This is a genomic window from Allobosea sp. 05T422_2, assembly GCF_056396265.1.
Map to the genome: position 1 here is coordinate 1 of NZ_JBFTLD010000010.1, position 25,893 is coordinate 25,893.

Below are 25,893 nucleotides of genomic sequence, written 5' to 3' on the forward strand. Positions count from 1 at the left end.
GGCCTGCTCGATACGGGTCATGGCATCGATCGCGTCGCTGACGATGGTGCCGCCGGTGCGGGCGACGGCGGCGGCGTCATCGGCCAGCGCAACCGACTCGCGCGAAGACTGGGCTGAGGTCTTGACGGACGCGGCGAGCTCTTCGGTCGTGGCCGCCGTCTGTTCGAGCGCGGCGGCCTGTTCCTCGGTGCGTCGCGACAGGTCGTCGGCACCGGACGCGATCTCCTGCGAGGAGGTGGCGATCGAACCCGACGTCGCCTGGATGGTCGTGACCATCTCGCCGAGCTGTTCCATGGCGTGATTGAAATGGCTGCGCAGCAGCGCGTATTCGGGCGGCATCTCCGCGTCCATGCGGAAGGTCAGGTCACCCTTGGCGAGCGCGGCCATGCCTTCGCTGACCAGGCTGACGACCCTGTCGCGCTCGTCCGCCTTGGCCTGCTCGACGGCGCGGGCCTCGGCCTCGACCTTGAGACGGGCGGCCTCGGACGCCTCGAGATAGACCGAGATGGCATAGTCCATGTCGAGCAGGGTCGCCTTGACGATGGCGGTGATCTCGGCGGCGCGGTCTTCGGCGCCCTCGATCTTGCCGCCGAAGCGGCCCTTCGGCCAGCGCGCCTCGAGCACCTTGCCGATCAGCTGCTCCAGCAGCAGGGCATAGCCGCCGATATACCAGCGCGGCTCCAGCCCGATCCTGGCGTGGACCTTGCCGACCGTGGTGACGGCGGCGACGTAATCCTCGTCGAGCTGGCCCCGGGCGATACGATCCCAGTAGCCGAGCTGCTTGCTCTTCGCGTGCTCGATATGGGCGTCGCTGCCGAAGAAAACGCGGGTTTCGGGGAAGGCGCGGACCTGTGCATAGAAGGCGCCGAGCGCATCCGGCAGGGCCTCCAGCAGCGTGTCCTCGACATCGTGGATGTGCCGCAACGCGTCCGGACCGAGCTTCATGAAGTCGCGCCGCCGGGCGAGATCGTCGGATGGTGCCATAGCCGTTTACTCAAGCCTGATGCGCCGAGCCCCCTCGGCACGCCGGCCGAAACTCGGCGATGGCTGGTTAATATCCGAAGAAGATTGCGGCTCTTGCCTGCAGGACGGAGCGTCTGTGGTCCTATGCCGCAGGATTGTCAGTCGCCAGCGGTTCACCGCAGGCCTTCATAGCGCTCGAGAAAGGCTTCGACGGGCAGCGTCCGGAAATCGTCGAGTGCGGAGCGTAAGGCGGCATGATCCYAGTCCCACCAGGACAGCGCGATCAGCCGCTCGGCGATGTCTTCGGGAAAGCGCCGGCGGATCGGCCTGGCCGGGTTGCCGGCGACGATGGTGTAGGCCGGCACGTCCTTGGTGACGACGGCGCCGCCGGCGACGACCGCGCCCGTGCCGATCGAGCGGCCGGCCAGCACGATCGCGCCATGGCCGATCCAGACATCGTGACCTATCGTCACCGGCGTCGAGCGGCGCCAGGCGAAGAAGGGCGCATCGTCCTCGGCATCGTCGAAATAGGCGCTGGCGCGGTAGCTGAAATGCGACTGGCTCGCCCGCTGCATCGGGTGGTTGCCGGGGTTGATGCGGGTCATGGCCGCAATCGAACAGAACTTGCCGATTGTCGTGTAAATGACATTCGAGTCGTTCACGACATAGGAGTAGTCCCCCATCGTCGACTCGACGAAGGAGGTGCGCGCGCCGATTTCGGTGTAGCGCCCGAGCGTCGCCTGCCGCACATGAGCGGTCGGGTCGATCACAGGTTCAAGTCCGAGTTTCTTGCCCGTCATGTCATCATCCTCTCAAGATCTGCTGGAACCCTCTGCAGCCATGACGGCCGCAGGATCGGGAGTCCTGGTGCTGGTGGTTGGCCCGTCCGGAGCGGGCAAGGACACGTTGATGGAGGCCGCCCGTGCCGCGCTGGCAGGTGATGGCCGCTTCGCCTTCGTCCGCCGTCTGATCACCCGCCAGGCCATGGCCGGCGCGGAGGACCATGACAGCTGCAGCGAGGCTGAATTCGACGCGACGGAGGCGCGCGGCGCACTCGCGCTCAGCTGGCGCGCCCATGGCCTTTGCTACGGCATTCCGGCCGCGGCGCTGGCCGGCATCGCGAGCGGGCAGGTGGTCATCGCCAATGGCTCGCGCCGGGCCGTTCCCGCGGCCGAGCGTCTTGCCGGCCAGGTGACGGTGGTCAACATCACCGCCCCGAACGAGGTTCTTGCCAGGCGGCTGGCAGCGCGTGGACGCGAAAGCGAGGCCGATATCCGTGCCCGGCTTGCCCGTGAGGTGCCGCTGACGACCGAGCGCGCGCAACTGGTTTCGATCCAGAACGACCGGACCGTGGCCGAGGCGGCTGGCGAGTTCGTCGCCGTGTTGACCGCGCTCAGCCCGCATCGCTGATCAGGCCAGCGGGAAACTGTCGAGCAGGCGGAAGCGGCCTGCCCGCGTGTCCTGCTTGAACAGCGCGATGCGGTCGATCACGGCGGGCTTCGCCGGAACGGCCCGTGCATAGGCATCGCTGAGAGCGATCTGCACCGCAGCCCCCTGATCCATCGGCAGCGAGCCGGTCAGCGTCATGTGGAAACGGAAGGCGTCGCCGACATAGGGATAGCCATAGGCTTCGAGATAGGCGCGCTGGGCCGGGGTCAGCGGGTGCTTCAGCCGCCGCGCCATGTCGGCCTCGGCCAGCGGAGCGCGGAACGGCTCGAAGGCCTGGACGAGGGCAAAGGCGAAGTGCTGCAGCGCCGGGCTTTCGGCCGAAGGAGTCAGCGCGATGAAGGAACCGAGCGCAGTGAGACTCAGGCCGTCGAGACGGACGCTCTCGAGGCCTGCCGCATAATTATGGGCGAAGGCGCGCAACTGGCCTTCGCTGCGACCGGCAGCCAGTTCGAAGGGCGCCTTCAGCGTGGCGTGGAAACCGTAGCGGCGCGGCTCCTCAGTCAGCGTCGGCCACTGGCTGTGATCGCAGCCGGGCGGCACGAGGGCGGGGACATCCGCGCCGGTGACGGCGTCATAGCCCAGCACGGCGCTGCCGAAGCGCCAGAGGGCGCTGTCGGCGGCGGGGGCGTAATAGAGAGCGTAGCGCGGCGTGCTCAAAATGCGCGCTCGCCCTTCGACCAGACGGCGGCGATCACCGGCGTCGCACCGAGTGCCTTGAAGCGCACCAGGTCGGCGCGCAGGCCGGTCTTGAGATGGCCGCGATCCTTCAGGCCGAGGATGTCGGCGACCTTCCAGGTCACCATGCCCATGGCGTCGGGCAGCGCGATGCCATGGCTGGCGTGCAGCTTCAGCACCGCCTGCAGCAGGCTTGCCGGCACATAATCCGAGGAGAGGCCGTCGAGCAGGCCCTTCTCGGCCAGTTCGGAGACCGAGACGCCGCCGGAATGCGAGCCGCCGCGCACGACGTTCGGTGCACCGGCGATGGTGGCAAGCCCACGCTGCTTCGCGGCAGCCGCCGCCTCGATCGTGGTCGGAAATTCCGAGATCACGGCGCCCGATGCGACACCGGCCTCGACATGGTCGACCGTCGTGTCGTCATGGGTTGCAATCGGGATGCCGCGCGTCCGGAACATCTCGACCACGGCGCTCCAGTTGCTCGGTACATTGGCCGTGCCTTCGGACTGGCGGACGGCGACGTCCTCCTCGAACTCGGCCTCGGTCTTGCCGTTGCCGAGCGCATAGGTGCGCAGGTGCTGGATGTCGCGCCACTGGCGCTGGCCGGGCGTGTGGTCCATCAGCGAGACGAGCTGGACGAGATCGTCCTCGCGATAGGGCTCGATGTCGCGCATCAGGTCCGGGCTGGTCAGTTCGCAGCGCATGTGGATGCGGTGGTCGATGCGGAAGACGCCTTCGGCCTTGCCTTCGCGCAAGGCCTTCATCACGTCGGCGAAGATGTCCTTGCGGTAGTCCTTGGCCGAGAAGGGCGTGCCGGCGCAGACCGCGTCATAGACGGTGGTGACCCCGGAGGCCGCCATCTGGGCGTCATGGACCAGCGCGGCTGCAAGCCCGTTCGGCCAGAACACCTTGGGCCGGGGCATGAAGTGCTTTTCCATGTTGTCGGTATGCATCTCGACGAGGCCGGGCGCGACATAGTCGCCGCCGATGTCGATCGCGCCCGGCAATTGCGAGCGGCCCTGGTCGACAGCGGTGATCCCGGTTGCGTCGAAGGCGATCGTGCCGGTGACGACCTCGTTCTCCAGGATCAGCTTGGCATTGGTGAGAACGGTCTGCATCAGGCGGCCTTCCGGAATGCGGTGATGTCGAGATAGCGGGTGGCGACGCGCTCGCGCACCGCCTCGTCATGGAAGATCCCGACGATGGCGGACCCGTTTGCGCGCGCCTCGCCGATCAGGTCAACCACGACGTCGCGATTGGCGGCATCGAGCGAGGCGGTCGGTTCGTCGATCAGCAGGATCGGCGCCGGATCGACGAAGGAACGGGCGATGTTGACGCGCTGCTGCTCGCCGCCGGAGAAGGTGGCGGGCGCGAGGTGCCAGAGGCGTTCCGGCAGGTTCAGCCGGGCGAGAATCGCCTTGGCGCGCGCGCTGGCCTCATCAGGGGAGACGCCGCGTGCCAGCAGCGGATCGCGGACGATGTCGAGCGCCGAAACGCGCGGGATCACGCGCAGGAATTGCGAGACGAAGCCGAGCGTGCGGCGGCGGATATCGAGCACGGTACGCGGCACGGCCGCGACGATGTCGATGGCCCGGCCGGCATGGGTGATGTGGATATGGCCGGAACTCGGCCGGTAGTTGCCGTAGAGAATGCGCAGCAGGCTCGACTTGCCGGCGCCGGAGGCTCCGGCCAGGACGAGCGCCTCGCCGGCCTCGACGCTGAAATTGATATTGTCGAAGACAGGCAGCCGGACCCCGCCCTGATTGTGCAGGGTAAAGGTCTTGGCAACGTTCTCGACGTGAATCATCGTGGTCATGGTCGGGATGCCTTGCGCGGTTCCGGTGACGCGATTGTGACGCTCATACGCTCAGCACGGCCGAGGTGAGCAATTGCGTGTAGGCGTGATGGGGGTCGTCCAGGACCTGATCGGTCAGTCCCTGCTCGACGACACGGCCGTCCTTCATCACCATCAGCCGGTCGGTGAGCAGGCGCGCGACGGCAAGGTCATGCGTCACGATGATGGCGGCCAGACCGAGATCACGGACCAGCACGCGCAGCAGATCGAGCAGCCGCGCCTGCACGGAGACGTCGAGGCCGCCGGTCGGCTCGTCCATGAAGACGAGTTTCGGCTCCGAGACCAGCACGCGGGCGATCTGCAGGCGCTGCTGCATGCCACCCGAGAACTGGCGCGGACGATCGTCGATGCGGTTCTCGGCGATCTCGACACGGGTGAGCCAGTCKAGCGCGCGCTCGCGGATCTTGCCGTAATGCCGGTCGCCGCGGTCCATCAGGCGCTCTCCGACATTGCCGCCGGCCGAGACGTCCATGCGCAGGCCGTCGCGCGGGTTCTGGTGCACGATGCCCCAGGCCGTGCGCATCAGGCGGCGGCGATCCTGCTCGGCGACCGAATAGATGTCGAGCGGCTGACCGGAGCCTCGGAACAGCACTTCGCCCTCGTCCGGTGCGTCGATGCCGGCAAGGCAGCGCAGCAAGGTCGATTTACCCGAGCCGGATTCGCCTACGATGCCGAGCACCTCGCCCGGCCAGAGATCGAAGGAGACATCGGCGCAGCCGATGCGCTCGCCGTAGAAGCGGCTGACGCCGGAGACCGAGAGCAGCGGATCGGGATCGATGCCGAGATCCTGCGGGGAGACATGCTGGGTCATGACTTCGACACCTCGTCCTTGGCCTGCTTGTCGTCGACGAGATGGAGCGCCGATGCGTCGGCCAGCATCGCGCCGCGATGACCGTCGGCGCGCCGCGTCTCGCAATGGTGGCTGTCGGAGCAGACGAACATGCGGCCGCCGCGGTCGTCCGTGATGACTTCGTCGAGATAGGAATCGGTCGCGCCGCAGAGCCCGCAGGGCTCGTTCCAGCTCTGGATGCGGAAGGGATGGTCCTCGAAGTCGAGGCTGCGCACGCTGGTATAGGGCGGCACCGCATAGATGCGCTTCTCGCGGCCGGCTCCGAAGAGCTGGAGCGAGGGCGACATATGCATCTTCGGATTGTCGAATTTCGGGATCGGCGAGGGCGCCATCACATAGCGGCCATTGACGTCGACCGGATAGTCATAGGTCGTCGTCACCTCGCCGAAGCGGGCGATATTTTCGTAGAGCTTGACCTGCATCAGCCCGTATTCGGCCCAGGCGTGCATCTTCCGGGTCTCGGCCTCGCGCGGCTCGAGCTTCCGCAGGGGTTCGGGCTGCGGCACCTGGTAGACCATGATCTGCCCGGCCTTCAGCGGCGCTTCCGGGATGCGGTGGCGGGTCTGGATGATGGTGGCCCTGTCCGTCGCCTCGGTCGTGTTCGCATCGGCCSTGCGCTCGAAGAAGCGGCGGATCGAGACGGCGTTGGTGGTGTCGTCCGCGCCCTGGTCGATGACCTTCAGCACATCGTCCGGGCCAATGATCGCGGCGGTGATCTGGATGCCGCCCGTGCCCCAGCCGCGCGCCAACGGCATTTCGCGTGAGCCGAACGGCACCTGATAGCCCGGCACCGCGACCGCCTTGAGCAGGGCGCGGCGGATCATCCGCTTGGTCTGCTCGTCGAGATAGGCATAATTATAAGCCGGCTTCGTATCTTCGCCGGAGACGATCTGATGCAGGGTCATTCCGCGGCCTCCGGCAGGGTGTCTTGCGTCTCTCGGACCTGGGTCTCTTGGGTCTCGCCCGCCAGGCGCTGCTCGCGCTCGCGGCGGATGCGGCGGATCAGTTCGAGCTCACCCTGGAAGTCGACATAATGCGGCAGCTTGAGATGCTCGACGAAGCCGGCCGCCTCGACATTGTCGGAGTGGTAGAGCACGAATTCGTCCTGCTGCGCGGGATACTCCGCCGCCTCGCCGAACTCGCGTGCCTTGAGCGCACGGTCGACCAGCGACATCGACATCGCCTTGCGCTCGGCATGGCCGAAGGCGAGGCCATAGCCGCGCGTGAACTGCGGCGGGACGTCCTTGGTGCCGTTGAACTGGTTGACCATCTGGCATTCGGTCAGCGTGATCTCGCCGAGATCGACGGCGAAGCCGAGTTCCTCGGGCACGAATTCGACGCTGACCTCGCCGACCCGGACCTCGCCGACGAACGGGTGCGAATTGCCGTATCCGCGTTGCACGGAATAGCCGAGGCCGAGCATGAAACCCTCATCGCCGCGCGCCATGGCCTGGAGCCGGACATCACGGTCGGCGGGGAAGGAGACCGGCTCGCGGGTGAGGTCGAAGGGACGCGGATCGCCCTCGGGCGGCTCTTCGGCTTCCATCAGGCCTTCGGCACCGAGAATGTCGGGCACGCGCGGCATGGTGGCGTCGAGCGGGTCGGCCRCCGCCGCTGGTACTGCGACAGGCGAGGCGCCATCCATCAGCGCGAAATCGAACAGGCGGTGGGTGTAGTCATAGGTCGGGCCAAGCACCTGGCCACCCGGCAGATCCTTGTAGGTGGCGGATACGCGGCGGCGGATCGCCATCTGCGCCGTGTCGACCGGCTCCGACGAGCCGAAGCGCGGCAAGGTCGTGCGATAGGCCCGCATCAGGAAGGCGGCTTCGATCGCGTCGCCCTGCGCCTGCTTCAGCGCCAGCGCCGCGAGATCGGGATCGTAGAGCGAGCCTTCGTTCATGACGCGGGCGCAGGCGAGCCCCATCTGCTCGCGGATCTGCGCGACGGCCAATTCGGGCACGGCCTCGTTGCCGCGGCGGGCTTCCGCGATGAGATCATGTGTGGCGAGGATGGCGGTCTCGCCCCCCTTGACGGCGACATACATCAGCGGGCCTCCAGGATCTGCGTCGAGCGCGGCAGGCCGATGATCGCCTCGCCATGGCTGAGGATAAGGTCGATGCCGAGGGGGTAGCGCGCGGCATTGGCCGTGACCTCGGTCCAGAAGCCGGGGCGCAGTCCCTTCGGTGCAATCTCGCGGCTGTCAGCAATGCCCGGGCCGGCCAGCGTCACGGCGTCGCCACCTGCGAGGCTGGCGCATTGTACGATCACGCTGGCCGAGCGATCCGGAAACTGGTCGGTGCCCGGGCTGAAGGCGGACAGCGCCGGAGCGATATCGGTGCCGTTCAGCACGGCGAAGGCGGCTTCAGCCGGGCTTTCGACCAGTGTCGCGCCGCAATGGAAGCGCAGCCAGGCGCCGGCGGGGCCGGCCCGCAGATCGGCCGGCAGCCAGATCGGCGTCTCGTAATCGGCAAGGGTCAGCAGGGCGATGGCGGTTGCCGGTTCCAGTCCTGCCGGCGCAGCAAAGCCGGTTTCGACGTCCTGGACGAGACCTGGCTCCGACAAGGCGGCGAGCAGGGCGCGGAAGGCGGCCTGGGACTGGAAGACCGGGTCGGAAAAGCCGGCGCCAATGAGTGTGTCGTTCTGCATCACGCGCCCCGGACCAGAGTGAAGAAATCGACCTTGGTGGCTGCAGCCTTGCGGGAGGCGAGGATGCGCGCCGCCTGCTGGCGATCTGCGAGTTCGGCGACGCCGCTGCGGAGCGGCCCAGCCTCGCCTTCGCCCTGCAGCAGCCCGTCGATCACGGCTGCGAGCCGCGCCTTGCGGCCATCGCGACCGAGAGCGTAGGAAAAGCCCATGGTGCCGTCGCCGAGGCGCACGACGCAGCGCGTCACGGTGGCTTCGCCCAGGTTGAAGCGGCGTCCCGCGCCGCCGGCGCGGCCCTCGACCATGACGGTCCCGGTTTCGGGCGCCTTCAGCACGTCATGGTCGGGCAGGGCGCCGAGCCCGCCGGCGAGGCTCTCGATCTCGGCGCGTGAGGCTCGGGCGAGGATTGCCAGCCATTGCTGTCGTGGAGTGGTCCCGCTCATCTCAGGTCGCTCTCTGGTCAGGGCCTAATGTCTAGACTACGATAAGGTCGTCACGGGGAAAGGTCTATACATTTTGGATGAAGCTTTGATGACGGATGCCCATGCAGCCAGCCAGGCCGGCGAAGCCGCCACGGCATGGCGGCGTATCGCGGACGAGATCGAAGCGGCGATCGGGCGCGGCGAATACGAGACGGGCGCGACGCTGCCCTCTTCGCTCGCGCTGGCCGAGCGCTATGGCGTGCACCGGCATACGGTTCGCCAGGCCTTTCGGCATCTCGCCGATCGTGGGCTGGTCAGCGTCTCTCGCGGCCGCGGGACGCAGGTCACGGCGCCGCGCTTCCCCTATCGCATCGGCCGGCGCGTCAGCATGCGGACCAATTTTGGTGCGGCCGGCATCACCGTGGCAGGCTCGATCCTGGGCGCCGAGATCGTCAAGGGCGAGGCGGAGGCCTGCGCGGCGCTGCGATTGGAGGACGGGGCGCCGCTCTGGCGGATCGAGACGCTGAGCCTTGCCGGTGGCGTGCCGGTGAGCACCGGCGTGCATCTCCTTTCGGCCGAGCGCTTCCCGGATTTCGACAAGATGCTGAGCCGGGCCGGCTCGTCGATCTCGGCAGCCTTCGCCGCCTGCGGCATCCCGGATTATGTGCGACTCTCGACACGGCTTTCGGCGCGGCTCGCCAGCGAGCGCGAGGCGTTGCTGCTCAGGATCGAGCCCGGCGCCGCGGTCATGCTCTCCGCGGCTGTCGACGCGCTGCCTGACCTGACCCCGATCCATCTGGTCGACGGCATCTTTGCCGGCGAGCGGATGGAAATGGTGGTCGAGCCGTTCACGGAGTGAGGGCAGCCGCTCGTGCTCCCGGCGAGGTGCGAATGGTCGGGGCAGGCCCGGGCCATATGACGAGCCAGTCCGTCAGATGGCCCTTTTGCCGATGATAGCGAAGCGCAGCTTGCTGGACAGGAAGTCGATCGCGGTCACGGCGGCAAGCACGAGCAGGATCAGGAACGAGACCTGTTGCCATTCCAGGGTGCGGATGGTCTCGGCGAGATAGAGGCCGATGCCGCCGGCGCCGACAATGCCGATGATGGTCGAGGAGCGGGTGTTCGACTCGATATAGTAGAGCACCTGGCTGGCGATGACCGGCAACACCTGCGGGATCAGGCCGAAGCGGATCTCGTGGAGCTTGCCGCCGCCGGAGGAGGTCACGCCCTCGACGGGCTTGCGGTCGGCGGATTCGATCGCTTCCGAATAGAGCTTGCCGAAGGCGCCGAGATCGCTGGTCATGATTGCGAGCATGCCGGCGAAGGGGCCGAGGCCTACGACATTGACCCAGATCAGGGCCCAGATCAGGGCATCGACGCCGCGCACGGTGTCGAGCGAGCGGCGCGCCAGGAAATGGATGACGCGGTTGGCGACGACGTTCTTGGCTGCGAGGAAGCCGAGCGGGAAGGCGAGGATCGCGGCGAGGATGGTGCCGAGAAAGGCGATGGCGATGGTCTCGAACAGCGCTTTCACGAAGATCACGGCGCGGGCCGCAGAGCCGGGATCCGGCGGCAGCATCAGCACGACGAATGTGCCGAGATTGCCGATGCCGGTGATGATCTTCCAGAACGAGACTTCCAGTGTGGTCAGGCCATAGAGGAAGAGGCCGAGCAGGGCGGCAACGACCGCGATGGTGGTCAGGCGTGTCTTCAGCGAGCCGTCGATGGCGCCTTGATGGCGACGGACGAGATCGGCGCGCTCGGTGGCGTTGAGGGCGAGGCTCATGAGCGGTGCTCCAGGCTGAGCAGGGCGTGGCGCAGACGCTCGGTGCCGTAGTCGATCAGCATGACGGTGACGATGATCAGCAGCAGGATGGCGCTGACATCGGTGAAGTAGAATTTGCGGATGGCCTCGATCAGATCCTGGCCAATGCCACCGGCCCCGACGAAGCCCATGATCGAGGCGCCGCGGACATTGATCTCGAAACGCAGCAGCGCGTAGCTGGCGAAATTGGAGAGCACCTGCGGGACGACGGCGAAGCGGATCGTCTGCCACCAGCCCGCGCCCGTCGCGGTGAGGCCGTCGACCGGCTTCATGTCGATGTTCTCGACCACCTCGGAGAAGAGCTTGCCCATTGCGCCCATGGTGTGGATCGCGATGGCGAGCACGCCCGGCAGCGGGCCGAGGCCGAAGGCGATGWCGAAGATCAGCGCGAAGACGATCTCCGGCACGGTGCGGCAGAATTCGAGGAATCGGCGGGTGGCCCAGCGCAGCCAGCCGGCACGGCCGAGATTGGCGGCGGCGGAAAAGCAGAGCAGGAAGCCGCCGACGGCGCCCAGCACGGTKCCGACATAGGCAATCAACAGGGTTTGCCAGAGCAGTTTCAGCCAGCCGTTCAGGCCCCAGTACCATTCCTTGAGATCGGCACCGAGCGTGGCGAGGTGCAGGGTCGGCAGGGTCTCGAGGATGTATTTCGGGAAACGCCAGGCGTTTGCGGCGAATTTCGCGAGATCGACCTCCGAGCCGATCGCGGAGAGGGTGACGCAGGCGATGAAGATGGCGGCGCCGAGCAGGGCCTGGCGGCGCTTTGCGCCCATCTCGCGCCGATAGAGATCGGCATGGCCGCGAATGGTGGGGTCGTTGCGATCGATCGTCAGGGTCATGTTGGTTCCGTCGCGGGGTTCGCCAGTCGCGGCGGGACGCCACTCCGTCATGGCCGGGATAAACCTGGCCATGACGGTCGGCGGGTAAGCGCTTACGAAGACTTCTTCTTGCGGAGCGCGTCGACGAACTTGTTCAGTTCGATGATCGGGTCGTAGGCCTTGTTGTCGACCGCGACGAGCGGGCCCTGCTTGCCTTCATAGATCTTGTCGAAGGCGACCTTGTCCTTGGTGGCGAGGTTGAGGACGGCGTCGCGGATCGAGGCCTTGAGCGGCTCCGGCAGGTCGGAAAGATAGGCCATCGGCGAGTTCACGATCTGCTCGGACTTGTAGATGATCCGGAAATCGTCGGCCTTGACCATGTTCTTGCGGGCCATGCGCTGCAGGTTGGATTCCTGCTCGTCGTTCCACCAGTTGGCGGCGATGTCGACGGTGCCCTGGCCGAGCGCGATGACCGCGTTCTCGTGGCTGCCGGTATAGACGACCTTGCCGAAGAAGGTCTCGGGCTCGATCTTCATGCCGTCGAGCACGAAGCGCGGCACATTGTTGCCAGAGGTGGAATTGGGATCGACGAGGCCGAGATTCTTGCCCTTCAGGTCCTCGACCTTCTGATAGGGCGAGTCCTTCTTCACGTAGAAGACGGAGTGGTAGCCCTTGGTGCCGTCGAGATTGGTCTCGATCGCGAAGGCATCGACCTTGGCGCCGGTCATGCGGGCGCGGGCGAAGGAGGCGGGGCCGTACATGCCGATATGGATGTTGCCGGCGCGCTGGCCTTCGATGATCGCGGCATAGTCGTTGGCGATGCGCAGCGTCACCTTGGTGCCGAGTTCCTTCGCGAGGTAGTTGACGAAGGGGGTGTAGCGCTCGACGACGCCAGACGCGTTCTCGGACGGGATGATGGCGAAGATCAGCTCCGGATACTTGGCTTTCCAGTCCTGCGCGAAGGCGGGAGCGGCGAGCGTCGCGGCCAGGCCGGCGGCGGCGAGCGTGAGGGTATGACGACGGGTCAGCATGGTTTGCTCCTGTTGAAGGCTGTTGGCGGTCTTTTCAGGTGTGAGCGGTCCTGGCCGGGCTTGAACTCGGCTCAGGCCGCGGTCTGCTTGGCGCGCTTGGCTTCGGCGATGGCGATGGCATCGAGCGCGTCGAGCGCCTCGGCGCCGGCATCCTTGGCCTCGATGCCGTAAAGTTCGGCCGCGATCTCGCGGGTCAGCGCCTGCGGCACGTCGTCGAACACGACCTTGCCTGCGGCCATGCCGATCAGTCGGTCGCAATATTTCGCCGCGATATCGAGATCATGCAGATTGCAGATCACGGTGATGCCGTCCTCGCGATTAATGCGGAAGAGCGCATCCATCACGACCTGGGTGTTGCGCGGATCGAGCGAAGCGATCGGCTCGTCGGCGAGAATGACCTTCGGCTCCTGGACCAGGGCGCGGGCGATCGCGACGCGCTGCTGCTGGCCGCCCGAGAGGGTCTCGGCGCGCTGGGCCAGAAGATGGCCCATGTCGAGACGCTCGAGTGCGGCGATGGCGCGGATCTTGTCGTCCGGCGAGAAGCTCTTCACCAGCGTCAGGAAGGCCGAGCGGTGATTGAGCCGGCCAAGCAGGACATTGGTCAGCACGTCGAGGCGGCCGACGAGATTGAACTGCTGGAAGATCATCGCGGTGTCGCGACGCCAGGCGCGCAGTTCGGGGCCCTTCAATGCGGTGACATCGCGCTCGTCGCTGATCAGGCGGCCGGAACTCGGCTCCGCCAAGCGGTTGATCATGCGCAGCAGGGTCGACTTGCCGGCGCCGGAGCGGCCGATGACGCCGACCATTTCGCCCTTCGGGATCGACAGCGAGACATTGTCCACGGCGGCTTTGCCGCTGAAGCGCTTGGTCAGGCCTTCGATACGCAGCATGAACGGTCTTCCCATCGAGGAGCGAGCATGGCGACATCCGGACATGGGCGAGGCGCAGTCCGGAGCTCATGCTCTCTTGCAGTGCGCAAACCGGTATCGGCGACAGATGACAGGGCCGTGACAGCAGGATCGGGGGCTATGGGGCGGGGCGTCACGGAGGCTGTTGACTCGTCTGAGGCGGCGGAGTCATAAAGAACAAAATAGGAACATTTGGAGTGCCAAGACGTGAGCGATCATGCCGTCGCCGCGCTGCGGCGAAGCATTGCCGGTTTGGAAAGCGTCTCCGTCTCGCTGGGCGGGGAGGCGAGCTTCAGCCTTGGCCACGCGGCGGCCGATGCGGCGCTGGGGCCGCTGCGCCGCCATGCCCTGCACGAGATCGTGGCTGCGGCGCATCAGGCTCCGGCGGCGACGGGCTTCGTCGCCGGGCTGATCGCGCGGCTGGAGCGGCGGCCGGTCGTCTGGCTGCGGCAGGATTCCGCCGGCGCGGAAGGGGGCGAACTCTATGCGCCGGGGCTTGCAGCGTTCGGGCTCGATCCCGACCGGGTGCTTGCGGTGCGGGGGCGCGATCCGCTTGCCGTGCTGAAGGCGGCGGGCGACGCCTTTCCGCGCGGCAATGACCCGCGCTCGGGTATCGGCGCGGTGGTGATCGAGCTCGAAGGTGCGCCGGCCTGCCTCGATCTCACGGCCAGCCGGCGTCTCGTCCTGGCGGCGCGGGATGCCGGCGCGACGGCTTTTCTCCTGCGGCTGGGAAGCAGTCCTGCTCCAAGCGCGGCGACGATCCGCTGGTCGGTTTCGGCGGCGCCTTCGGAGGGGCGGATGAGAGCGCATGGGCCGGGCCGGCCGAGTTTTGCGGTCACGGTGCTGCGCAACCGGCATGGGGCGACAGGGCAGTGGGTGATGGAGTGGGACAGTCATGCGTATAGCTTCCGCGAGCCGCTTCCTGTCGCTCTGGTTCCCGCGCCTGCCCATCGACCGGATCAGACGCAGCCAGGGCGCATCCGTTCGGGCAATATCGCAGAGGCCTGGCCCGCAGCCCGGCGGGCCAGCGGATGATCCTGGTCCTCTTGTTGTGGTGGGCAAGGCGAAGGGCGCCTTCCGGCTGACGAGCCTCGATGTCGAAGCCGAACGTCTCGGCCTTCATGCGACCATGGCGCTGGCCGATGCGCGGGCGATGATCCCGCGGCTGGTCGTGGTCGAGGAGGACAGGGCGGCCGATGCGGCCCTGCTCTACGCCGTTGCCGACTGGTGCGACCGCTATACACCGCTGGTCGCGCTCGATGGCGAGGATGGATTGCTGCTCGATATCTCGGGCTGCACCCATCTCTTTGGCGGCGAGGCCGCGCTTGGCCGCGACTGCCTGCTTCGGCTGAAACGACAGGGCTTTACGCTGCGCGCCGCCATTGCCGGGACGGCGCGCKCCGCCTGGGGTGTCGCGCGCTATGGGCGCGGCGGCATCGTGCCGCCGGACGGGGAGAGCGAGGCCCTGTGGCCCTTGCCGACCGCGGCGCTTGGACTGGAGGCGGCACGGCAGCACGGGCTCGCGCGCATGGGCCTCACCCATATCGCCGATCTGGAGACGCGGCCGCGCGCGCCGCTGGCCGCCCGTTTCGGCCGCGACCTGCTCGACAGGCTCGACCAGGCGCTTGGCCGCCTGCCGCAGGCGCTGTCCCCGCGACGACCGCTGCCGGACTGTATGGCGGAGCGGCGTTTTGCCGAGCCGCTGGCGCATGAGGCCGGTATCCGGGCCGCCCTGGCCGGCCTGGAGGAAAGTCTCGCCGGCATGCTGGAAGCGCGGGGCGAAGGCGCAAGACTGTTCGAGGCGAGCTTTTTCCGCAGTGACGGGGCCGTGCGCCGTCTCGGCATCGAGACCGGGATGCCGTTGCGCGATCCGGCTGCGCTCGACCGGCTCTTCGCCCTGAAGCTGGATGCCTTGGCGGACCCGCTCGATCCCGGCTTCGGCTTCGACCTGATCCGGCTCTCGGCCGGTGCGACCGAGCCTTTCGCCGTCGATCAGGGAACGCTCGCCGCCGGGGKGAAGGAGGAGCCCGACGAAGCCGCCGCCKAGCGGGCATTGACGGAGGTCGCCGATGCGATCGCGGCCCGGATCGGCCCGGATCGCGTGCGGCGTTTCCTGGCGCAGGACAGCCATGATCCCGAGCGTGCGGCGCTGGCGGTGCCCGCCCTGCGGCATGGCGAGCTTGTACGGCTCGGCCTTTCCCCAGACTGGCCGGCACCGAGCGCTGCCCCGGAACGGCCCCTGCGGCTGCTGTCGCGGCCTGAGCCGATCGAGGTCCTGGCCGAAATTCCGGACGGACCGCCGACGCGTTTCCGCTGGCGGCGCGTGCTGCATGAGGTCGCCAAGGCGGAGGGGCCGGAGCGGATCGCCGCCGAATGGTGGGCGACGACGGGCAGGATCGCGCCGACCCGCGACTATTTTCGCGTCGAAGAGCCGGGCGGGAGGCGCTTCTGGCTTTATCGCGACGGACTCTATGGCCGCGAGGCCGCGCATCCACCCTGGTTCATGCACGGGCTTTTCGCGTGAGCGGGCTCAATGACAATCGCCTGGTCGAGGCTGCCCCGGGAGGACCAGCCGCGCGCTATGCCGAACTCGCGGTTACCTCCAACTTCTCCTTCCTGCGCGGAGCCTCGAGTCCGGAGGAACTGGTTGGCCGGGCGGCCGAACTCGACCTTGCCGGAATCGGGCTCGCCGACCGCAATTCTCTGGCCGGCGTGGTGCGGGCCCATGCGGCGATGCGCGAGGGGGGTATCGCCACAACGAAGCTGACATTCGCGGTCGGGGTCCGCCTCGTCCTGTCCGATGGCACGCCCGACCTGCTCGCCTATCCCCAGGATCGCGACGCCTATGGCAGGCTCTGCCGCCTGCTGACCCACGGCAAGATGAAGGTCGAGAAGAAGGGCGAATGCATCCTCACGCTCTCCGACCTGCGCGAATTCGCGGAAGGCATGCTGCTGATCCTGATGCCGGACCGGCGGCCGGACAGCGAGATCGCGGCGGCACTCGCGAGCGTTTTCGAATTTGCGCGCGGTCGACTCTGGCTGGGTATCGACATGCCGCATCGCGGCGACGACCGGCGCCGCGCCGATGCATTGGTGCAGCTCGCGACCAGGGCGGGCGTGCCCTGCCTTGCCGTCAACGACGTGCTCTATCATGCGCCCGAGCGGCGGCCCTTGCAGGATGTCGTCAGCTGCATCCGCGAGCATGTCCCGATCGAGCGAGCCGGGCGCATGCTGGAGGCCCATGCCGAGCGCCATCTCAAATCGCCGCGCGAGATGGCCCACCTGTTCCGGCACGCGCCGGAGATGGTGGCGGAGACGGTGCGCTTCCTCGAACGCTGCCGGTTCTCGCTCGACCAGTTGCAATATGAGTATCCGGACGAGCCGGTGCCGCCGGGCAGCACCCCGCAGGAACATCTGGAGCATCTCGCCTGGGAAGGAGCGAACAGGCGCTATCCCGAGGGCATCCCGAGCAAGGTACGCGACCTGCTGCACAAGGAATTCGCACTGATCGCGAAGCTCGATTACGCGCGCTACTTCCTGACGGTCCACGACATCGTGCGCTTCGCCCGTGCACAGGAGCCGCCGATCCTGTGCCAAGGCCGGGGCTCGGCGGCGAATTCGGCGGTCTGCTACTGCCTCTGGGTCACCGCGGTCRACCCGATGGAGGGCAATTCGCTCCTGGCCCGCTTTCTCTCCGAACAGCGCAAGGAGCCGCCCGATATCGATGTCGACTTCGAGCATGAGCGGCGCGAGGAGGTGATGCAGTATATCTATGAGCGCTATGGCCGGCTGCGCGCCGGCATCTGCGCGACGGTGATCTGCTATCGGCCGCGTAGCGCCATTCGCGAGGTCGGCAAGGTGCTCGGCCTGAGCGAGGATGTCACGGCCGCGCTCGCCAACACGGTCTGGGGCAGCTGGGGCGACGGCCTGCCGGAAAACCATGTCCGGCAGGCGGGGCTCGACCCCGCCAATCAGATGATCGCGCGCGCGGCCGCGCTGGCGACCGAGTTGATCGGCTTTCCCCGCCATCTCTCGCAGCATGTCGGCGGCTTCGTGCTGACGCGCGGGCGGCTCGACGAATGCGTGCCGATCGGCTGGGGCGGCATGAAGGACCGCAGCTTCATCGAGTGGGACAAGGACGATATCGACGCGCTCCGGATGATGAAGGTCGATGTGCTCGCGCTCGGCATGCTGACCTGCATCCGCAAGGCGCTCGACCTGATCGCCCTGCACGGGGGAGAACGCCGGGAGCTGGCGACGATCCCATCCAAAGATGGCGAGGTCTACGACATGCTCTGCCGGGCCGATGCGATCGGCGTCTTCCAGGTCGAGAGCCGGGCGCAGATGAACATGCTGCCGCGGCTGAGGCCGAAGGAATTCTACGATCTCGTCATCGAGGTCGCGATCGTCCGGCCGGGCCCGATCCAGGGCAATATGGTCCACCCCTATCTGCGGCGACGGAACGGAGCCGAGGAGGTGCATTACCCTTCGCCTGCGCCGGAACATGGGTTTCCCGACGAGCTGGAGTTGGTTCTGAAAAAGACGCTCGGCGTGCCGCTGTTCCAGGAGCAGGCGATGCGCATCGCCATCGAGGCGGCGAAGTTCAGCGAGGATGAGGCCAATGGTTTGCGGCGTGCCATGGCGACCTTCCGCCATGTCGGCACGATCCAGAATTTCGAGACGATGATGGTCGAGCGCATGGTCGCGCGCGGCTATGACCGCGCCTTCGCGTCCGCTTGTTTCAACCAGATCAAGGGCTTTGGCGAATATGGCTTTCCGGAGAGCCACGCGGCCTCCTTCGCCCTGCTGGTCTACGCTTCGKCCTGGCTCAAGTGTCATCATGCCGCTGCCTTCACCGCGGCGCTTCTGAACTCGCAGCCCATGGGTTTCTATGCTCCGGCGCAGATCATCCGCGCTGCGCAGGACAACAAGGTCGAGATCCGGCCAGCCGACATCAATCTGAGCGATCATGACAACACGCTGGAGCGCCGCGAGGACGGCGCCCTCGCGATGCGGCTCGGCTTGCGCCAGATCGACGGGATCTCGAAGGCTTTTGGCGAGGCGCTCGTGACGGCGCGCGGGCAGGGTTATGACAGCGTCGAGGCCTTGGCGCGGCGCGCGAGGTTGCCCACGCGTGCCCTCGTCGCGCTGGCCGATGCCGATGCTTTCGGCTCACTCGGGCTCAGCCGGCGCGAGGCGCTCTGGGAGGTGCGAAGGCTCCCGGATGACAGGCCGCTGCCGCTTTTTGCGGCGAGCGAGAGCGCCGAACTCGCCCAGGAGCCCGAGACCCTGCTGCCGCGCATGCGGGACTCCGAACAGGTCATCGCGGATTACCAGCATCTTCGCCTGTCGCTGAAGGGGCATCCGATGCAGTTCCTGCGCCCGCTTTTCGCACGTGAGCGGGCCCTGAGCTGCGATCAGGTCCTGACAGCATCCGACGGCACGCGCTGCCGGCTGGCGGGCATCATCACGGTGCGCCAGCGGCCGGGCAGCGCCAAGGGTGTGATGTTCATGACGCTGGAGGACGAGACCGGCATCGCCAATGCGGTGCTCTGGCCAAAGACCTTCGAGCGTTATCGCCGGCAGGCGATGGGCGCGCGGCTCGTCCTGCTCGCCGGCCGGCTGCAACGCAGTCCGGAAGGCATCGTCCATCTCGTGGTCGACAGGATCGAGGATCGCTCGGAGGAACTGGCGCGGCTCGCCGACGGGCTGCTGCACCGCACCCTGGCGCGGGCCGACGAGGTGCAGCACCCGCAATCCGACAGCCGCCTGCCGCCGCGCCAACATACGCACCCGCGCAATGTCAKGGTGCTGCCGCGCTCTCGCGACTTCCACTAAAGGCTTAATTCGGCCACAGGCCCCCGAAATCTGCCGCCAGCAGCCCGTTCCGGACTTGTTTCGTGTCTTGGTTCCGGTCTTGCATGCGAAAAAGCCGGTTGGTTCATTAAACCGTCGCGGCCGTCATGAAACCACACTTACGGATTTGTAATTTGAACTGCATCGTCCAGTCCCATAGGGCTTGCGACGATACCGGAGCACCCTGACCTATGAAGCGGCTTGTCCTTGTCCTCCTGATCGCCGGCGTCGCTGGCGGCGGCTATTACGGCTACCGCAGCTTCAAGGCTGGCGCGCAGCCTGCGCAAGCGCGCGCGGTGGCGAACCCGCAGGCTGCCGGCGTGCCCGTCGAGGTCAGCCGGGTGGAGGCCGTAACGGTCAATGAAGAGGTCCAGGCGCTGGGCACGCTGACCGCGAATGAAACAGTGGTCATCGCTCCCGAGATCGCCGGCCGGGTCGTGGCACTGGGATTCAAGGAAGGTGAGCGCGTCACCAAGGGCCAGGAACTGGTCAAGCTCGACCGGGCGATCCTCGACGCCGAAGTGAAACTGGCCGAGGCGGATCTGCGGCTGGCGCGCGATACCTATGAGCGCAACCGGGCGCTGGTCGACCGTGGCTCGGGCACGCAGGTCGCGCTCGAACAGGCGACGGCGCAACTGGCCTCCAGCGAGGCCCGCCTGCAGCTCGCGACCTCGCGCCGCGCTCTGACCGCCATAAGTGCGCCCTTCACCGGGGTTGTCGGCCTGCGTTCGGTCAGCGTCGGAGACTATGTCTCGGTCGGCAAGGAGCTGATCACGCTCACCGCAACCGACCCGATGAAGGTCGATTTCCGGGTTCCCGAGATTTACCTGACACGGGTCAAGGTCGGGCAGACCATCCAGCTCAAGGTCGATGCGCTGCCCGACACCGGCTTCACCGGCACGATCTTCGCGATCGATCCGATCGTCGATGTGAACGGCCGTGCGATCCGGCTGCGCGCCACCATCCCGAACGGCGACGGCGTCCTGAAGCCCGGCCTGTTCGCGCGGATCAACATCATCGTCGACCAGCGCGAGAACGCGCTCGTCGTGCCGGAGACGGCCGTAGTCCCCGATGGCACCGGCAAGATGATCTTCGTGGTCGAGAACGGCAAGGCGAAGCGCATGCCGGTCGAACTCGGCAAGCGCCTTCCGGGCAAGGTCGAGATCGTGAAGGGGCTGACCCCGACCATGCAGATCGTCACGGCCGGCCAGATGCGCCTGCGTGACGGCTCGGCCGTTGCCGTCAAGAATGCTCCGGCTCCGGTGCAGACGAGCGACGCACGATGAGCCTGTTTGCGCTCTTCGTCCGCCGGCCGGTTCTCTCGACCGTCCTCAGCCTGCTCGTCATCCTCATCGGCATCGTCTCCTATGGCCGGCTGACGGTGCGCGAATACCCGAACATCGACGAGCCGATCGTCTCGRTGAACACGACCTATCGCGGCGCCAGCGCCGAGATCATCGAATCCCAGGTCACGCAGATCCTGGAGAACTCGATCGCGGGCATCGAGGGCATCGAGATCATCACCTCGAACAGCCGTCAGGAGCGCAGCAGCATCTCTGTGCGCTTCCGTCCGGACGTGGATCCGGATGTCGCGGCCTCCGACGTGCGCGACCGCGTCAGCCGCGTGCGTGGGCGCATGCCGGACGAGATCGACGAGCCGATCATCGCCAAGGTCGAGGCCGACGCCCAGCCGGTGATGTATCTGTCGCTGACCAGCACGCGGCACAGCCCGCTGGAGCTGACCGACTTCGCCGACCGCTTCATTGCCGACCGGGTGCAGAACATCACCGGCGTCGCCGAAGTGCGCATTCTCGGCCAACGGCAATATGCGATGCGCATCTGGCTCGATCGGGCCCGCATGGCCGCCTACAATATCACCGTACAGGAGATCGAGGCGGCGCTGCGGGCGCAGAATGTCGAGATCCCGTCCGGCCGCATCGAGAGCAACGACCGTGAGTTCACGGTGCTGTCGCAGACCGGCCTGACCACGCCCGAGCAATTCCAGCAGATCGTGATCAAGGATGTCAGCGCATTTCCGGTGAAGCTGAGCGATGTCGCGAAGGTCGAGCTCGGCGCGCGCGAGGAGCGTAACGCCGCCTGGTTCGCCGGCCGCCCTTCGGTGACGATCGGCATCGTCAAGCAGGCGACGGCCAATCCGCTCGATGTCTCCTCCGGTGTTCGTGCGGCGCTGCCGGAGATCACCGATGATCTGCCCGACGGCATGGCGATCGCGACCTCCTACGACACCTCGATCTTCATCGATCGCTCGATCCAGGCGGTGTACACCACGATCGGCGAGGCGGTCGTCCTCGTCGTGCTGATCATCTTCGTCTTCCTGCGCTCGCTGCGCGCGACGCTGATCCCGCTGGTCACGATTCCGGTCTCGCTGATCGGCTCCTTCGCGCTGATGTATGCGCTCGGCTTCACCGTCAACACGCTGACGCTGCTCTCGATGGTGCTCGCCATCGGCCTCGTCGTCGACGATGCCATCGTCGTGCTGGAGAACGTGCACCGCCATGTCGAGAACGGCATGGAACCAAGCAAGGCGGCGATCCGCGGCATCAACGAGATCGCCTTTGCGGTCGTCGCGATGACGCTGACGCTGGTAGCGGTCTATGCACCGATGGCGTTCTCGACCGGGCGTACCGGAAAGCTCTTCATCGAGTTCGCCCTGACACTGGCAGGTGCGGTGCTCGTCTCCGGCTTCGTCGCGCTGACGCTGACGCCGATGATGTGCGCCAAACTCCTGAAGCCGCACGAGTCGCATGGCTGGCTCTACAACGTGCTGGAGCGCGGTTTCGATGCGCTTTCCCGCGGTTATCGCCGTTCGCTGCGTGGGGCGCTTTCGATGCGCCCGGTCATCGTGCTGCTGGCGCTCAGTGTTGCTGGCGGCAGCTATTACTTCTTCACAAACCTGCGCTCGGAGCTGGCTCCGGTGGAAGACCGTGGCACGATCAACGCCATCGGCGTCTCGCCTGAGGGCGCAACGCTGAGCTTCACGGCGAGCTATGCGCGGCAGGTCGAGGAGTATTTCAAGAATCTTCCCGAAGTCGAGAGCTATCTCGTCATCACCGGCTTCCCCGACGTGACGCGCGCCATCGCATTCGCGCGGCTGAAGCCGTGGGAAGAGCGCCACCGCAAACAGCAGGATCTCGTTGCCGAGATCAATCGCGGGCTGTCGCAGATTCCGGGCATCCGCCTCTTCGCGGTCAATCCGCCCTCGCTTGGCGGCGGCGGAGCCAACAGCAAGCCGATCGAGTTCGTGCTGCGCTCCTCGGATTCCTATGCCGAGATCAAGAACTATGTCGATKCGGTCATCGCGGAGGCGTCCTCCTCGCCGGTGCTGACCAACCTCGAATCCAACCTCATCCTGGACAAGCCGCAGATCAAGGTTTCGATCGATCGGCAGCGCGCCAGCGATCTTGGCGTCGGCGTCGACATCATCGGCCGGACGATGGAGACCTTGCTCGGTGGGCGGCAGGTGACGCGCTTCAACATGAACGGCGAGCAGTATGACGTGATGCTGCAGGTCGCCGGGGAGGATCGCAACACGCCTCAGGCGCTGCAGTCGATCTATCTGCGTGGTCGCAACGGCACGGTGGTACAGCTCTCCAGCCTTGTCAGCATCGAGGAGAACGTCGCGCCCAAGGAGCTGATCCGCTTCAACCAGCTGCGCTCCGCGACGATCACGGCGGTGCCGGCGCCGGGCTATTCGCTCGGCGATGGACTGGCCGTCCTGGAGCAGGCGGCCGCCAAGGTGCTGCCGAAATCGGTGCAGATCGACTATTCCGGCCAGAGCCGCGAGTTCAAGCAGGCTGGCTCCTCGATCGCGATCGTGTTCCTCCTGGCGCTCGGCTTCATCTATCTGGTGCTKGCGGCGCAGTTCGAGAGCTTCATCGACCCGGTGGTGATCATGGTCTCGGTGCCGCTCTCGATCACGGGCGCGCTGGCGGCTTTGTATTTCAGCGGTGGCACGCTCAACGTCTACAGCCAGATCGGCCTGATCACGCTCGTCGGCCTCATCACCAAGCACGGCATCCTGATCCTCGAGTTCACCAACCAGTTGCGCGAGGAGGGCAAGGACCTCGTCGATGCGCTGGTCGAGGCCGCGGAACTGCGCCTGCGGCCGATCCTGATGACGACGGGCGCGATGGTGCTTGGTGCGGTGCCGCTGGCGCTCGCCCATGGCGCCGGTGCCGAAAGCCGCTCTCAGATCGGCTGGGTCATCGTCGGCGGCATGACCTTCGGCACCCTGCTGACGCTCTATGTGGTGCCGGTCGCCTATAGCTATCTGGCGCGGGCGCATCGGCCCGTGCATGGCGAGGACGCGGCGCATGGCCAGACACAGGTCCAGCCCGCGGAATGAACTGTGCGGAAAGGCGATCCAGGCCGCATCGCCGGCGCCTGGATCGCTGAGTCCGCGCTGATGCCTTGCGCTACTGCAGCCTGACCGAGACGCTCTCGCTCGCGCCTGCGCCGTCGATCACCGAAATCCGGACAAAGCCCTTGCCGCCGGGCTGCCAGGCGGTTTCACGGCGGCGGGTCGGTGCGGTCACCGGCGCCCCGTCGACCAGCCAGGTATAGGGCGGGGCGCCCCCGGCGACCTTGAGGTTGAGCAGCGCGTGCCCGTCGACGGCCGACGCCGCGAGATCGATGCGCGCGCCTTCCGGCGGGAAGGCCAGCGTGAGGCCAGGGCGGGCCAGTGCGGTCAGCGTCTTGGGCACGTCCTGCCGGAGATGGCGCAGCGGTGGCGGCAGGTTCGATGTCGAGGATATGATGGCGTTCGGCGGCTGCAGGAATGGCCGCGGATCATGGCCGAGACGTGCGAAGGCATCGAACAGGATCGGTGCCGCGACGACGCGCCCGACGAGCCCCGGCACGGCTCCGTTATCGGCGCGGCCGACCCAGACGCCGATCGTGTGCTTGCGGTCGAAGCCGACGGCCCAGGCATCGCGATAGCCATAGGATGTGCCGGTCTTGTAGGCGATACGCCCTGGTGCGGCATTGAGCGGCGGCGGAGCGCCTAGGAGCGTGTCGGCGACATACCAGGCTGCGACGGGATCGACGAGGCGAGGCGCCTCTCCGGCCGGCTGATCGCCGGCCTTGACCTTGAGCGGCAGCATCTCGCCGCCGCGGGCGAGGCCGACATAGAGCCGCGTCAGGTCGGACAGGGTGATGCCGAGACCACCAAGGCCCACCGCGAGCCCTGGCGCACCGCCCTCTTTCGGCATGGCGATCGCGACGCCGGAATCGCGCAGCCGCGACAGGAAACGTTGCGGGCCGAGTGACGAAAGCAATTCCACGGTCGGGACGTTCAGCGAAAGCTGCAAGGCCTTGCGCGCGCTGACCATGCCCTGGAAGCCGAGATCGAAATTCTCCGGCACATAGAGCCCGTAACGCGCCGGCCGATCCTCCAGCATGGTCTCGGGATGGGCGAGGCCGTTATCGAAGGCGAGCGCATAGATGAAGGGCTTGAGGGCCGAACCCGGCGAGCGCAGGGCACGGGTGAGATCGAGCGAGCCGGCGCGCTCGGCTGCAAAATAATCGACGCCGCCGACCGAGGCACGGATCTCACCGGTCTCGTTGTCGACGGCGAGAACGGCAATCGAGACCTGCGGGGCGAGGCCGAGGCTGCGTTCGCGGGCAAGCTGTTCGAGATTGGCCTGCAGCCTTGCATCGATGGTCAGGTGGTGGCGGCGAACGGTCGGTGCCTCGGCCACGACCTGCTCGGCGACATGCGGCGCCAGATTGGGAAAGGCCCTTCGTGCGGTCGGAACCGGCTCATCACGCGCGGCCGCGACTTCGGACTGCGTCACGAGGCCTGCTGCCTCGATGCGGGCGAGCACCCTGTCGCGCGCCTTGCGGGCGGTCTCGGCGAAGCGGTCGGGACGACGTTGCTCCGGTGCTTGTGGCAGCGCGACGAGCAGGGCGGCTTCGGCCGTGGAAAGACGTTTCGGCTCGCGGCCGAAATAGGCGAAGCTTGCTGCTCGCAGGCCTTCGAGATTGCCGCCGAAGGGCGCGAGCGCCAGGTAGAGATCGAGAATCTGATCCTTGCTGAAGCGGCGTTCCAGCTCAATCGCACGCACGGCCTGGCGCAGCTTGGCGGCAAGCGAGCGCTCCTCGCGCGGTTCGAGCAGCCGCGCGACCTGCATGGTCAGCGTCGAGCCGCCGGAGACGATGCGGCCATTGATCAGCATCTGCCCGGCGGCACGTAGCATCGCGACCGGGTCGATCCCGGAATGGCTGTCGAAGCGCCTGTCCTCGAAGGCCTTCAGCATCGCGAGATAGCGCGGGTCGACATCCTCGACGCCGACCGGGAGCTTCCAGCGACCGTCAGCGGTGAGGAAGGGGCGCAGCAGCTTGCCCTCGCGATCGAGCGCCACGGTCGAGCGGTCATGCGCAGCCGAGACATCGAGTGGGGGGAGGGTCGAGGCGTAGAAGGCAACGGAGCCGGCAGCCAAACCCATGAGCGCAAGCCCGAGCGCTGATGCCAGCGCAACGGGTTTCAGCCAGCGACGTCGACCCCTTGCACCCTGCGAAGGGGAGGGAGGAGGGGTGCCGCTTTGCTCGCCCTGCGTGATCACGAGCCTTCGTGCCC

At 66.9% G+C, this 25,893-nt stretch carries 22 protein-coding genes; 7 read left to right on the top strand and 15 right to left on the bottom strand.

The features are described 5' to 3' along the window. On the bottom strand, window positions 1–984 hold a 984-nt coding region (locus AC1DJT_RS03400), incomplete at its 3' end, for a protoglobin domain-containing protein (RefSeq protein WP_476833525.1). A 152-nt stretch (window positions 985–1,136) separates the two neighbouring features. Beyond that, a complete protein-coding gene (locus AC1DJT_RS03405) occupies window positions 1,137–1,763 on the bottom strand; it encodes an LbetaH domain-containing protein (RefSeq protein ID WP_476833526.1) in 627 nt (208 codons plus the stop codon). Between the two features lie 40 nt (window positions 1,764–1,803). Here AC1DJT_RS03405 and phnN point away from each other — a divergent pair, with 40 nt between their 5' ends. Further along, entirely contained in the window at window positions 1,804–2,373 is a 570-nt protein-coding gene (gene phnN, locus AC1DJT_RS03410) for a phosphonate metabolism protein/1,5-bisphosphokinase (PRPP-forming) PhnN (RefSeq protein ID WP_441487986.1), read from the top strand. Here phnN and AC1DJT_RS03415 read toward each other — a convergent pair whose 3' ends face one another. From AC1DJT_RS03415 to phnG, 8 genes are read right to left on the bottom strand one after another with little or no spacing between them, the layout of a single operon-like run. After that, entirely contained in the window at window positions 2,374–3,069 is a 696-nt protein-coding gene (locus AC1DJT_RS03415; RefSeq protein ID WP_476767694.1) for a DUF1045 domain-containing protein, read from the bottom strand. Beyond that, the gene (locus AC1DJT_RS03420; RefSeq protein WP_476767695.1) at window positions 3,066–4,205 is read right to left on the bottom strand and encodes an alpha-D-ribose 1-methylphosphonate 5-triphosphate diphosphatase; all 1,140 of its coding nucleotides are present in this window, start codon (window positions 4,203–4,205) and stop codon (window positions 3,066–3,068) included. Before AC1DJT_RS03420 ends, AC1DJT_RS03415 begins: the two co-directional genes overlap by 4 nt. Continuing rightward, window positions 4,205–4,903, bottom strand: a complete 699-nt coding sequence (gene phnL, locus AC1DJT_RS03425; protein WP_476767696.1) for a phosphonate C-P lyase system protein PhnL — start codon at window positions 4,901–4,903, stop codon at window positions 4,205–4,207. The genes AC1DJT_RS03420 and phnL overlap by 1 nt, the downstream gene beginning before the upstream one ends. Before the next feature lie 43 nt (window positions 4,904–4,946). Next, window positions 4,947–5,720: a phosphonate C-P lyase system protein PhnK gene (gene phnK / locus AC1DJT_RS03430; RefSeq protein ID WP_201788699.1), complete on the bottom strand. Its 774-nt coding sequence runs from the start codon at window positions 5,718–5,720 to the stop codon at window positions 4,947–4,949. Between the two features lie 29 nt (window positions 5,721–5,749). Further along, window positions 5,750–6,697, bottom strand: a complete 948-nt coding sequence (locus tag AC1DJT_RS03435; protein ID WP_476833527.1) for an alpha-D-ribose 1-methylphosphonate 5-phosphate C-P-lyase PhnJ — start codon at window positions 6,695–6,697, stop codon at window positions 5,750–5,752. Further along, window positions 6,694–7,836, bottom strand: a complete 1,143-nt coding sequence (locus AC1DJT_RS03440) for a carbon-phosphorus lyase complex subunit (RefSeq protein ID WP_476833528.1) — start codon at window positions 7,834–7,836, stop codon at window positions 6,694–6,696. The genes AC1DJT_RS03435 and AC1DJT_RS03440 overlap by 4 nt, the downstream gene beginning before the upstream one ends. Further along, window positions 7,836–8,438 (bottom strand): phosphonate C-P lyase system protein PhnH, encoded by a 603-nt coding sequence (gene phnH / locus AC1DJT_RS03445; RefSeq protein WP_476767699.1) that lies wholly within the window; start codon window positions 8,436–8,438, stop codon window positions 7,836–7,838. Before phnH ends, AC1DJT_RS03440 begins: the two co-directional genes overlap by 1 nt. Beyond that, complete coding sequence (gene phnG, locus AC1DJT_RS03450) at window positions 8,438–8,878, bottom strand: phosphonate C-P lyase system protein PhnG (protein ID WP_476833529.1); 441 nt, start codon at window positions 8,876–8,878, stop codon at window positions 8,438–8,440. Before phnG ends, phnH begins: the two co-directional genes overlap by 1 nt. An 88-nt stretch (window positions 8,879–8,966) precedes the next feature. Between phnG and phnF the strand changes: the two genes are divergently transcribed. Then, complete coding sequence (phnF, locus tag AC1DJT_RS03455; protein ID WP_441504400.1) at window positions 8,967–9,716, top strand: phosphonate metabolism transcriptional regulator PhnF; 750 nt, start codon at window positions 8,967–8,969, stop codon at window positions 9,714–9,716. A gap of 72 nt (window positions 9,717–9,788) precedes the next feature. Here the strand turns inward: phnF and phnE (AC1DJT_RS03460) are convergent, their stop codons facing one another. The 4 genes from phnE (AC1DJT_RS03460) to phnC all read right to left on the bottom strand — a co-directional run bounded on the left by phnE (AC1DJT_RS03460) (window position 9,789) and on the right by phnC (window position 13,421). Further along, window positions 9,789–10,643, bottom strand: coding sequence for a phosphonate ABC transporter, permease protein PhnE (phnE, locus tag AC1DJT_RS03460; RefSeq protein WP_441504401.1), 855 nt, complete (start codon window positions 10,641–10,643; stop codon window positions 9,789–9,791). After that, window positions 10,640–11,521, bottom strand: coding sequence for a phosphonate ABC transporter, permease protein PhnE (gene phnE, locus AC1DJT_RS03465; RefSeq protein ID WP_476833530.1), 882 nt, complete (start codon window positions 11,519–11,521; stop codon window positions 10,640–10,642). The genes phnE (AC1DJT_RS03460) and phnE (AC1DJT_RS03465) overlap by 4 nt, the downstream gene beginning before the upstream one ends. A gap of 92 nt (window positions 11,522–11,613) precedes the next feature. Then, window positions 11,614–12,531 carry a phosphonate ABC transporter substrate-binding protein gene (gene phnD / locus AC1DJT_RS03470; protein WP_441487997.1) on the bottom strand — a complete coding sequence of 306 codons (918 nt, stop codon included), beginning with the start codon at window positions 12,529–12,531 and terminating at the stop codon, window positions 11,614–11,616. Between the two features lie 71 nt (window positions 12,532–12,602). Beyond that, entirely contained in the window at window positions 12,603–13,421 is an 819-nt protein-coding gene (gene phnC / locus AC1DJT_RS03475) for a phosphonate ABC transporter ATP-binding protein (RefSeq protein WP_476767703.1), read from the bottom strand. 225 nt (window positions 13,422–13,646) lie between these two features. On the opposite strand from phnC, the gene AC1DJT_RS03480 reads away from it, so the two are divergent. The 5 genes from AC1DJT_RS03480 (at window position 13,647) to AC1DJT_RS03500 (ending at window position 23,661) form a co-directional block, all read left to right on the top strand. Beyond that, window positions 13,647–14,474, top strand: a complete 828-nt coding sequence (locus AC1DJT_RS03480; protein WP_441504403.1) for an ImuA family protein — start codon at window positions 13,647–13,649, stop codon at window positions 14,472–14,474. Between the two features lie 19 nt (window positions 14,475–14,493). Further along, complete coding sequence (locus AC1DJT_RS03485; RefSeq protein ID WP_476833531.1) at window positions 14,494–15,963, top strand: Y-family DNA polymerase; 1,470 nt, start codon at window positions 14,494–14,496, stop codon at window positions 15,961–15,963. Then, window positions 15,960–19,277, top strand: a complete 3,318-nt coding sequence (locus tag AC1DJT_RS03490; protein WP_476833532.1) for an error-prone DNA polymerase — start codon at window positions 15,960–15,962, stop codon at window positions 19,275–19,277. The genes AC1DJT_RS03485 and AC1DJT_RS03490 overlap by 4 nt, the downstream gene beginning before the upstream one ends. 209 nt (window positions 19,278–19,486) lie before the next feature. Beyond that, a complete protein-coding gene (locus AC1DJT_RS03495; protein ID WP_441488001.1) occupies window positions 19,487–20,581 on the top strand; it encodes an efflux RND transporter periplasmic adaptor subunit in 1,095 nt (364 codons plus the stop codon). Then, window positions 20,578–23,661, top strand: coding sequence for an efflux RND transporter permease subunit (locus tag AC1DJT_RS03500; protein ID WP_476833533.1), 3,084 nt, complete (start codon window positions 20,578–20,580; stop codon window positions 23,659–23,661). Before AC1DJT_RS03495 ends, AC1DJT_RS03500 begins: the two co-directional genes overlap by 4 nt. Before the next feature lie 70 nt (window positions 23,662–23,731). Here AC1DJT_RS03500 and pbpC read toward each other — a convergent pair whose 3' ends face one another. Further along, window positions 23,732–25,762: a penicillin-binding protein 1C gene (gene pbpC, locus AC1DJT_RS03505; protein ID WP_441504407.1), complete on the bottom strand. Its 2,031-nt coding sequence runs from the start codon at window positions 25,760–25,762 to the stop codon at window positions 23,732–23,734. Window positions 25,763–25,893 lie beyond the last annotated feature (131 nt).

Bases quoted from the DNA above. Each gene is read 5' to 3' on its own strand.
- phnL (WP_476767696.1), bottom strand. From the start codon at position 4,903: ATGACCACGATGATTCACGTCGAGAACGTTGCCAAGACCTTTACCCTG.
- AC1DJT_RS03420 (WP_476767695.1), bottom strand. From the start codon at position 4,205: ATGCAGACCGTTCTCACCAATGCCAAGCTGATCCTGGAGAACGAGGTC.
- phnH (WP_476767699.1), bottom strand. From the start codon at position 8,438: ATGCAGAACGACACACTCATTGGCGCCGGCTTTTCCGACCCGGTCTTC.
- phnE (WP_441504401.1), bottom strand. From the start codon at position 10,643: ATGAGCCTCGCCCTCAACGCCACCGAGCGCGCCGATCTCGTCCGTCGC.
- phnF (WP_441504400.1), top strand. From the start codon at position 8,967: ATGACGGATGCCCATGCAGCCAGCCAGGCCGGCGAAGCCGCCACGGCA.
- phnG (WP_476833529.1), bottom strand. From the start codon at position 8,878: ATGAGCGGGACCACTCCACGACAGCAATGGCTGGCAATCCTCGCCCGA.
- phnC (WP_476767703.1), bottom strand. From the start codon at position 13,421: ATGCTGCGTATCGAAGGCCTGACCAAGCGCTTCAGCGGCAAAGCCGCC.
- AC1DJT_RS03495 (WP_441488001.1), top strand. From the start codon at position 19,487: ATGAAGCGGCTTGTCCTTGTCCTCCTGATCGCCGGCGTCGCTGGCGGC.
- pbpC (WP_441504407.1), bottom strand. From the start codon at position 25,762: ATGGGTTTGGCTGCCGGCTCCGTTGCCTTCTACGCCTCGACCCTCCCC.
- phnN (WP_441487986.1), top strand. From the start codon at position 1,804: ATGACGGCCGCAGGATCGGGAGTCCTGGTGCTGGTGGTTGGCCCGTCC.
- phnD (WP_441487997.1), bottom strand. From the start codon at position 12,531: ATGCTGACCCGTCGTCATACCCTCACGCTCGCCGCCGCCGGCCTGGCC.